Source organism: Methylobacterium jeotgali, from assembly GCF_022179345.1.
GTDB lineage: Bacteria > Pseudomonadota > Alphaproteobacteria > Rhizobiales > Beijerinckiaceae > Methylobacterium > Methylobacterium jeotgali.
In genome coordinates, this window is the sequence record NZ_BPQR01000065.1 from 22463 (window position 1) to 29740 (window position 7278).

At 70.8% G+C, this 7278-nt stretch carries 9 protein-coding genes; 6 read left to right on the forward strand and 3 right to left on the reverse strand.

All coding sequences use genetic code 11. The features are described from left to right. Positions 1-28: 28 nt before the first annotated feature. The gene (locus MFF04_RS17830; protein WP_012452114.1) at positions 29-1105 is read left to right on the forward strand and encodes a patatin-like phospholipase family protein; all 1077 of its coding nucleotides are present in this window, start codon (positions 29-31) and stop codon (positions 1103-1105) included. Here the strand turns inward: MFF04_RS17830 and MFF04_RS22045 are convergent. The 3 genes from MFF04_RS22045 to MFF04_RS22055 form a co-directional block, all read right to left on the reverse strand. Next, positions 1081-1668, reverse strand: a complete 588-nt coding sequence (locus MFF04_RS22045) for a DUF2252 family protein (protein WP_338101733.1) — start codon at positions 1666-1668, stop codon at positions 1081-1083. The genes MFF04_RS17830 and MFF04_RS22045 overlap by 25 nt on opposite strands. A 70-nt stretch (positions 1669-1738) precedes the next feature. Further along, positions 1739-2161, reverse strand: coding sequence for a DUF2252 family protein (locus MFF04_RS22050; RefSeq protein ID WP_338101734.1), 423 nt, complete (start codon positions 2159-2161; stop codon positions 1739-1741). Next, positions 2050-2283, reverse strand: coding sequence for a DUF2252 family protein (locus MFF04_RS22055; RefSeq protein ID WP_338101732.1), 234 nt, complete (start codon positions 2281-2283; stop codon positions 2050-2052). Before MFF04_RS22055 ends, MFF04_RS22050 begins: the two co-directional genes overlap by 112 nt. Before the next feature lie 196 nt (positions 2284-2479). Here MFF04_RS22055 and MFF04_RS17840 point away from each other — a divergent pair, with 196 nt between their 5' ends. From MFF04_RS17840 to MFF04_RS17860, 5 genes are all read left to right on the forward strand, one after another. Further along, positions 2480-3856 carry a deoxyribodipyrimidine photo-lyase gene (locus MFF04_RS17840; protein ID WP_041371810.1) on the forward strand — a complete coding sequence of 459 codons (1377 nt, stop codon included), beginning with the start codon at positions 2480-2482 and terminating at the stop codon, positions 3854-3856. A 122-nt stretch (positions 3857-3978) separates the two neighbouring features. Continuing rightward, positions 3979-4917 carry a lipase family protein gene (locus tag MFF04_RS17845; RefSeq protein ID WP_012452111.1) on the forward strand — a complete coding sequence of 313 codons (939 nt, stop codon included), beginning with the start codon at positions 3979-3981 and terminating at the stop codon, positions 4915-4917. A 511-nt stretch (positions 4918-5428) separates the two neighbouring features. Next, a complete protein-coding gene (locus MFF04_RS17850) occupies positions 5429-5788 on the forward strand; it encodes a hypothetical protein (protein ID WP_012452109.1) in 360 nt (119 codons plus the stop codon). 148 nt (positions 5789-5936) lie between these two features. Beyond that, on the forward strand, positions 5937-6617 hold the full coding sequence (locus MFF04_RS17855; RefSeq protein WP_238231187.1) for a PAS domain-containing protein: 681 nt from the start codon (positions 5937-5939) through the stop codon (positions 6615-6617). Continuing rightward, positions 6529-7278, forward strand: a 750-nt coding sequence (locus tag MFF04_RS17860; RefSeq protein WP_238277753.1) for a PAS domain-containing protein, incomplete at its 3' end; no start/stop codon positions are given. The genes MFF04_RS17855 and MFF04_RS17860, both read left to right, overlap by 89 nt.

The following is a 7278-nucleotide window of genomic DNA, read 5'->3' on the forward strand; positions in this document are numbered from 1 at the left end:
GCGACGGCCTCAACGCACGAAGGCACGGATGTTGGACGACACACGCGACCTGGCCCTGGTCTTCGCCGGCGGCAACGCCGTCGGCGCCTACCATGCCGGGACCTACGAGGCGCTGCACGGCCACGGGCTCCGGCCCGATTGGGTCGTGGGCGCCTCCATCGGCGCGGTGACTGCCGCCATCGTCGCGGGCAACGCCCCCGAGGACAGGGTCGCCAAGCTCCGGGCGTTCTGGGACGAGGCGACCCTGGCCACGGGCCCGAGCCCGACCGGGCTGCTCAAGCCGCGCCAGGTCTACAACGGCCTGCACGCCCTCCTGGCGCTCGCCTGGGGGCGACCGAGCATATTCGGCCACCGGTTACCCGGCCTATGGTCGGCCCTCCCATGGGTGCCGAATGACGTGGCCCTGTTCGACAACAAGCCCCTGCTGCGGACCCTGGAGCGCCTCATCGACTTCGAGCGGCTGAACCGAGGCGGCACGCGCCTAACGGTGGGCTGCGTCGATATCGAGACCGGCGAGGAGGTCTACTTCGATACCGCACGCCAGGAGGTCCGGCCCGAGCACATCCTCGCCAGCACGGCCATCCTGCCCGCCTTTCCGCCCGTCGAGGTGGATGGCCGGGTCCTATGCGACGCGGGCTACACCAACAACCTGCCCCTCGACCCGCTCTTCGAGAACGAGCCGGAGCGGGACCTTCTCTGCATCGCCTCCGACCTGTTCTCCCTGCGAGCGCCGCGACCCGCCTCCCTCGACGCGGTTCTGGAGCGCGCCAACGACCTCATCTTCGCCAGCCCCCCGCGTCGGGCGATTGCGGGGCTGAGGCGAGAGTACGCGCTGCGGGAGCGGCTCGATCCCGCGGGACCGGCGGTGACGCTGCTTCACCTCGTCTACCAGACCGGCGCGGACGAGCTCGCGGCCAAGAGCTTCGACTTCTCGCCGTCTTCCATCCGCGACCGCTGGGCCGCAGGCCGCCGCGACGCGGAGCACGGCCTGGGGCTGCTGGGGCCCGGGAAGCGCGCGGGCGGCCGGTTCGGCTACCTGACCCTCCCGGACGGCCTCGTAGCGCCGAAGGCCACTACGCCTCAAGCGGCCTCCGCGGTCGCGTAGCGGAGACAGTGCTGGAGGTAGCCGACCTCGTGCCGGCCCGCGAGCTCGACTACGCTCGACCAGAGCCAACTCGGCGCCTGCGACCCGCCGTCCGTGCCTCGCAGGACCTCGTCACGCCAGCCCGAACGGGTGGCCTCGTCCATCTGCCAGCCGTGCGCATTGCCGACGACGTGGGCGAGGTAGTGCGCCGCCCGCACGGCCTCCTCGCGGCTGAACTGGTCGATGTCGAGTTTGAGGTCCTGGGGCGCGAGCTCGCGCATCACCACCGGCTTGCCGAGGAGGCTCACCGGCAGCATGCGCTCGCCCAGGTTCGGCGAGAGCGCCCGCGCCCCGGCCACGACGCGCTCGGCCGGGTCGGCGGGCATCTCCGCGCCCGGGGTTGCCGGTGCGGCGGGCTCGACGGCCTCCTTGAGGTCGACGAGCGCGAGCCTCCGCTTGCCCTGGTCCTCGATGCGCACGAGCGCGGCGTAGCGCAGGAACCCGAGTGAGGAGCAGCCCTTCATCCAGTACGCCGCGTCGATCAGGCGGACCATCGACTGGCCGCCGCGTCGGTTCAGCGCCAGGTACGAGGCTGCGCACCCGCTCCTCCTCGAACAGGCCTTGCAAGGCGCCCCGCTCTACATCGTCGAGCGCTCAGAACTTGCGACCGAGCGGGATGGAGGGCTCGACGTCCTTCAGACGCTCGCGGGCGAGGTGCTTCCACTCGCGTCCGAGGGCGCGCCGGCGCACGGTGCGCACCACGTCCGGCTCGGGCGGCGCCCCGTCCGCCTTGAAGCCAGCGAGGCCCTGCGCGTAGCCGCGGACCATCTCCTCCAGCATCCGGGCGGTGACCACGCCGGGCAGGTCGGAGCCGCGCGCGGCGCTCGCCAGCGACAAGCCGAGGCGAACGAGGTCGTGGGTCGGGTTGCCGACGACGGTCTGGTCGATGTCGCGGATCTGGATGTCTACACGCCCCTCCGCGTCGGCCAGCGGGCCCAGGTTGCCGAGATGGCAGTCGCCGCAGATCCAGACCGGAGGCCCTCCGGCAGGGTGCCGCGCGGGAGCCCATCGAGCCAGTCGTAGAACTGCAGGGTGTTGCCGCGGACGTAGGCGTGGGCCGACTTCGCCATCTTCAGCGTACGCTGCCGCTCCAGCACGGCGGCGCGTTCCTCAGGTCCGTAGCTTCCGGTCTCAGGCATCCCACCACCTACGCACACAAGGACCACCCCTGGCCGTGCCCATCAACGCACGAGAACATGTGGGCAACATGCGCTGTTTCGTCTTCGCTGTGGATTACCGAGGCGTGCCGCGCGTGCGGCGCGTTCTCGGTCGAGCCGCCCTATGTGGGAGGAGGCCGCCGGCCATTCGCCCACGCCGACACGGAATCCGTCGCGCATGATCCAGCCAACCCGCATCAAGCCGCTCAACGACCTGCCCGCGCGGGATGGCGCTTCCTACGTCCTGTACTGGATGGGGCTGTCCCAGCGCGCCCGCTTCAACCCGGCCCTGGAATACGCCGTCGAGGAGGCCAACGGGCGCGGGCTGCCGGTGCTGGTCTGCTACGGGCTCGCCGAGGGCATTCCCGAGGCGAACGCCCGCCACTGGGCCTTCCTGCTGGAGGGCATGGCCGAGGTCGGGCCTGAGCTCGCCAAGCGCGGCATCGCCTACGTCGCGCGCCGGCAGCCGCCGGTCGAGACCGCGCTCCTTTACGCGGCGGACGCGGCGCTCGTGATCTGCGACCGCAACTACCTGAAGCCGGTGCGTCGCTTCTACGCCGACTTCGCCGCCCGGGCGCCCTGCCGCGTGGTGCAGGTCGAGGGCGAGGTTGTGGTGCCCGTCGAGACCGCCTCGCCCAAGCACGAGGTCGCTGCCCGCACCCTGCGGCCCAAGATTCGCCGGCTCCTGCCCGAATACCTCGTGCCGCTGGAGGAACGGTCGGTCGCCCATCGGGCCGACCATCTCAGCTTCGAGAGCACGCTCGACCTCTCGGACGTGCCGAGGCTCGTTGCCAGCCTGAAGGCCGACCAGAGCGTGCGGCCGGTGCGACGCTTCAAGGGCGGCACCACGCAGGCCGAGGCGACGCTGAGCCACTACCTGGACGCCCGCTTCAACCACTATGCCCAGATCAGGGGGCGGCCGGAGGCAGGCGCGGCCTCGCACATGAGCCCGTACCTGCACTACGGCCAGATCTCGCCGGTCGCTATCGCGCTCAAGGTCCAGGCTGCCGCGACGGGCGGCGAGGACGACAAGGCGGCGTACCTGGAGGAGCTCATCGTCCGGCGCGAGCTCGCGATGAACCACATCTACTACGAGCCGAACTACGATTCCTACGAGGCCGCGCCGGCCTGGGCGCGCAAGACGCTGGATGCGCATCGCGGCGATCCGCGGCCTTACCTCTACACGCCCGAGCAGTTCGAGCGCGGGGAGACGCACGACCGCTACTGGAACGCGGCCATGATGGAGATGCGCGAGACCGGCTACATGCACAACCACATGCGCATGTATTGGGGCAAGAAGATCCTGGAGTGGTCGGCGTCGCCCGAGGAGGCGTTCGAGACGGCGCTGCGGCTGAACAACAAGTATTTCATCGACGGTCGCGACGCGAACTCGTTCACGAACGTGACCTGGCTCTTCGGCCTGCACGACCGCCCCTGGGGCCCGCGGCCAGTGTACGGGAACGTGCGCTCGCTGGGAGCGGCGACGCTCAAGAAGTTCGACGCAGACGGCTACGTGCGCGAGGTCGAGCGCCTCGCCGCCGAGGAGCGTTCCTGACCCGATCATCCAGGAAACGAGCCTCGTGCATCGGATTCCTGGGCATCCGCGTTACTGCACGGCTCCGGGACGCGTCGCAACACTCCGGGCCGCGTCGACACAACGAGGAGGCACCAGCCGTCATGGAGCCGGGTCGCGTCGTCATCGGCATCCACGGCCTCGCGAACAAACCGCCGGCCGACGAGAAGACGCGGTGGTGGAAGGCAGCCATCGCGGAAGGCTTGGCCCGCAACGAAGGGCTGGTCGATCCCGACTTCCTCTTCGAGTTCGTCTACTGGGCCGACTTGCGCTACGACGCGCCGCTTCCGGAGGACGACAATCGCGAGCCGTATCGTCCCTACGCCGGAGCCGGTCCGCTTCCCGGAGGCGAGGACGCACCGTCGGTCACGGCGAAGGATGTACTGGCACCCGTCTACGCCGGCATCGACCTCATCGAGGAGGCGACCGGCGTCACGCTCGTGGACGACGTCATCCTGGAACACCGCTTCGACGACCTCTGGCACTACCACTCGGAAGCGGGTTTCGCCCGCGACGTGCGGGCCCGGCTCATCGAGAGGCTGCGGGCGTACCGCGACCGTCGCATCCTGCTCGTGGCGCACTCGATGGGATCGGTGATCGCCTACGATGCGCTGCGGCTGCTGGAGCGCGAGGATCCCTCCCTGAAGGTCGAGCACCTCGTCACGGCCGGCTCTCCATTGGGCCTCGCCAAGGTGAAGCTCAAGTTCGAGGCCGAGCATGGGGCGATCAGGGTGCCGAACAACGTCTCGGCCTGGACCAACCTTGCCGACGGCGAGGACGTGGTCGCCATCATGGGGGCGCTCGACGCGGATTACGGGTCGAGCGACACCGGCGTGAGCATCGTCGACCGGCGGGTCGTGAACGGCTACCTGCGGCCCAACGGCGAGGCGAACCACCACAAGTCCTACGGTTACCTCCGCACGCCGGAGTTCTCGCGCGTGGCCCGTGCCTTTGCCGCGGTCCGAGACGAGGAGCGCTCCGAATGCGTTCAACCGCGCTTGCTAGCGTTTGCACCTCCTGAGGGCCTTGCCGCCACGGCATGAACGTGCACGCACGGCGGACGAGCCGGCGACACAGGTATACGCAGATGCCTGCGGCAGCGCTGGCCGAGCCGCTGCGGATCACGTGGCCGGTCTGCGCGCGGGCGATGACTTGGACGGCGGAGCCGGCGCGCTCCGTCGCCCGCGAGCCTTGCCTTTGAGGCTACTTGGGCGATCACTGTTCGGCAGGGCCCCGCTGGGGCGGCATGCCCGGAGCCGCATCGATGAAGGCCGGGAACGACAACCGCGTGGTACTTCTGGGCCTCGACCAGGCGCCCTGGGGCGTGGCGCTCGGGCATGACGCTGCGGCCGAGCATGTCGGCGATTGCGTTGGGCTGCGCGACTGGCTTGGGGTGCCCGACGACGCGGCGACGGTCGAGGACGGCCTCTGCCGCCCGAAAGGGCCAAGCCCCGATGGGTCCTCGTCCAGCACGACGACCCCAAGCTCGCGACCCTGCTGATCCTCAACGACCCCTTCGCCACCGATTGGCGGGCGAAGCGGAGGGGCATCCGGTTGCGCGACCTTCGGGACGGCGAGGCCTTCCACGGCGCGATCCAGGCGGACGACGCCCTCGTCACGGCGTACGACCAGGATGCCCTGGCGCTGGCGGCCTTCAGGCCCGCCGACCGCCAGCTTCTCGCGGACATGGCCGGTGCCCTGGTGGCCGGACGCCTTGCGTTCGCCGACGGCGGCGAGGTCGGGGTCGGCCCCGTGCTCGTGCTGGCCGACCGGGTCCCCGCGGACGCCTTGCTCCGGGCCATCGCGTCGACCGCGGCGTCCGGCACGCCGTACGGGGACGACGACGGCATCGTGTACGAGGTTCGGTCCCCTTGGAGCCTGGAGCCCCGCACATCGCCGGGACCCATCCGATAAGCCCGTCCGGCGGCAGACCGATGCGGGTAGCTGGGGATCCGTTGGTGCCGGGCGCGCAAGGGACGCGTACGATTCGAGAACGGGCTTGTGCCGTGTGCGGCATCTCTCCCACAAGAGGGGCCTGACTGCATGGGACGACAACCCCGGGATGGACGGCGAGCCGGCGAAAACAACGAACCTGTTTCCGGGCGGCGGCGGGATGGCCGCCCGGATGCGGGCGCACGACTGGTCCGCCACCGTCCTCGGGCCCGCCGAGGCGTGGCCGGCGGCGCTCGCCACCCTGGTGGGCGTCGCGCTCCAGGCCGCGGCCCCGATGGCGCTCTACTGGGGGCCCGACCTCGCCATCCTCTACAACGACGCCTGGGGCGCGCTCGTCGGAGGCAAGCATCCCGGCGCGCTGGGCCGCCCGGCGCGGGAGGTGTTCCCGGAGGCATGGCAGGAGCTCGAACCCATGTTCGCCCGGGTGCTCGCCGGCGAGGGCGCCGTGGAGGTGCAGGACCAGCGGCTGGTGCTCGACCGGGACGGCACGCCCGACGAGGTCTTCTTCACATACAGCCTCAACCCGGTCCTGGGTGCGGACGGGCGCGCCGCGGGCATCCTCAACGTGGCGCAGGAGACGACCGCGCGGGTGCGCGCCGCGGCCGGGTTGATCGAGAGCGAGGAGTGCTTCCGCTCCTTCGCGGAGAACTCGGCCGACGGTGCTCTGGATCGCCGACCCCGCGGGCGGCCGGCTGGAGTGGCTGAGCCCGGCCTACGAGCGGGTCTGGGGCGACCGGCGCGAGCTGGTGATGGGCGACCTCGGACGCTGGGCCTCGCTGGTGCACCCTGACGACCGTGCGCGCGCCTTCGCGGCCATGCCGCGCCTGCTTTCCGGCGAGACACACACGGTCGAGTACCGCATCGTGCGGCCCGAGGACGGGGCCGTGCGCCACATCCGCGACACCGGCTTCCCGATCCGCGACGCGGAGGGCTGCCTCCGGCATCTGGGCGGCATCGCGCAGGACGTCACCGAGGAGCACGCCCGCGAGGAGGCGCTGGAGCGGCGCATCGCCGAGCGCACGGCCGAGCGCGACCGGGTCTGGCGCAACTCGCGCGACCTGCTCGTCGTGGTCGGCGTCGACGGCGTCTTCCGCGCGGTCAACCCGGCCTGGAGGACGATCCTGGGCCACGACCCAGCGGAGGTGGTGGGCCGCAGCTTCCAAGAATTCGTCTGGCCCGAAGACGACGTCGTGACGCGCACGGCGCTGTCCTACGCCGCCACGGACGACGACCTCACCGCCTTCGAGAACCGCTACCGGCACGAGGACGGGACGCCGCGCTGGATCTCGTGGCACACCGCCACCGAGGGCGACATCGTCTACGCCTACGGACGCGCTGTCACCGCCGAGAAGGAGCGCGCGGTCGCCCTGCACGAGGCGGAGGAGGCGCTGCGCCAGTCGCAGAAGCTGGAGGCCACCGGTCAATTGCCCGATGGCCTCCAGCTTCTGCGA